The 1,272-nt window shown below is 67.3% G+C and carries 2 protein-coding genes and 1 tRNA gene; 1 reads left to right on the top strand and 2 read right to left on the bottom strand.

Annotated elements, in window-relative coordinates; genetic code table 11:
* Positions 1-28: 28 nt before the first annotated feature.
* Together ACFQ8C_RS37075 and ACFQ8C_RS37070 are read right to left on the bottom strand one after the other, a co-directional pair.
* Positions 29-103: transfer RNA gene (locus ACFQ8C_RS37075), tRNA-Val, on the bottom strand.
* Positions 104-157: 54 nt separating this feature from the next.
* Positions 158-580 carry a TIGR02611 family protein gene (locus ACFQ8C_RS37070; RefSeq protein ID WP_383466373.1) on the bottom strand — a complete coding sequence of 141 codons (423 nt, stop codon included), beginning with the start codon at positions 578-580 and terminating at the stop codon, positions 158-160.
* Positions 581-769: 189 nt separating this feature from the next.
* Here ACFQ8C_RS37070 and ACFQ8C_RS37065 point away from each other — a divergent pair, with 189 nt between their 5' ends.
* Positions 770-1,183 carry an SsgA family sporulation/cell division regulator gene (locus ACFQ8C_RS37065; protein ID WP_030493555.1) on the top strand — a complete coding sequence of 138 codons (414 nt, stop codon included), beginning with the start codon at positions 770-772 and terminating at the stop codon, positions 1,181-1,183.
* Positions 1,184-1,272 lie beyond the last annotated feature (89 nt).

Raw genomic sequence — 1,272 nt, 5'->3', positions numbered from 1 at the left:
GGTGTCGTCTCCGGGCCCTCGGACCGGGTGGTGGGCGATACTGGGATCGAACCAGTGACCCCTTCGGTGTGAACGAAGTGCTCTCCCGCTGAGCTAATCGCCCCGGTGCACCGCAAACATTACCGCATGTCAGCGGGGCTTCCGAACCACCCTCGGGTCACTCGTCGATCTTCCAGGGCATGACGATGCCGAACTTCCAGAGGTACCAGCCGAGCAGCGCGGCGATGATCACCAGGCCGATGACGGTGAGGGTGATGTTGCGCCGCCGGACCTTGGGGTCGAGGGCGCGCTGGGCGGCCTCGGTGACCTTGCGCTTGGTCCAGCGCAGGACGATCTGCGCCCAGACGAACTCGGTGGCCCAGATCGCCATGCCGCCGAAGATGACGAGCCAGCCCGGGCCCGGGAAGACGAGCATCAGGATGCCGGCCACGATCACGGCGAGTCCGACGATGAACACGCCGACCTGCCAGCTCAGGTGCAGTCCCCGGCGGGCCTTGATGAACTCCGGCGCCCGGGATCCCAGTTCAGCCTGCTCGGCGGGCTGGGACTCGGGGGCGCGCTCGTCACTCTCCGCATTCATGATGCCAATTTACCCGACTCACCGGCCTCACCGGTATGGCGGTATTACCGAAAGTTACATACCGCCATACGAGCTACCTGAACGATCACAAAACCGACAGAGGGGTTTACAACGGCACCGGAGGTGGCATGTCGATTTCGCCGACGTGCGAATCCCCGAGCGCACACTGAGCGAAAGGCCCTGGCGCTTATGAACACCGTGGTGAGCTGCGAGCTGCACCTGCGCCTCGTTGTGTCGAGCGAGTCCTCACTGCCTGTACCCGCGGGCCTGCGGTATGACACGGCGGATCCGTACGCCGTGCACGCCACCTTCCACACCGGAGCCGAGGAGACGGTCGAGTGGGTCTTCGCCCGCGACCTTCTCGCCGAGGGGCTGCACCGGCCCACCGGCACGGGCGACGTCCGGGTCTGGCCTTCCCGTAGTCACGGCCAGGGAGTCGTCTGCATCGCGCTGAGCTCGCCCGAGGGCGAAGCTCTGCTGGAGGCCCCCGCCCGGGCCCTGGAGTCGTTCCTCAAGCGGACCGACGCCGCGGTGCCACCCGGCACCGAGCACCGGCACTTCGACCTCGATACGGAGCTGTCCCACATCCTGGCCGACAGCTGAGCCAGGGCATAGGCCGCACGGCGTCGTCCGACTCGGGGCGACGGCGCCGCGCGGCCTGCCACACCCGCACGACCTCCGGCGTCCTTCAC

The sequence above is a fragment of the Streptomyces sp. NPDC056503 genome, assembly GCF_042794995.1.
Taxonomy (GTDB): domain Bacteria; phylum Actinomycetota; class Actinomycetes; order Streptomycetales; family Streptomycetaceae; genus Streptomyces.
The sequence above is the reverse complement of the archived record's forward strand: the minus strand, read 5'-3'. Positions and strand labels throughout refer to the sequence as shown.

Coding starts and splice junctions, on each gene's coding strand:
- ACFQ8C_RS37070 (WP_383466373.1), bottom strand. CDS start 580: ATGAATGCGGAGAGTGACGAGCGCGCCCCCGAGTCCCAGCCCGCCGAG.
- ACFQ8C_RS37065 (WP_030493555.1), top strand. CDS start 770: ATGAACACCGTGGTGAGCTGCGAGCTGCACCTGCGCCTCGTTGTGTCG.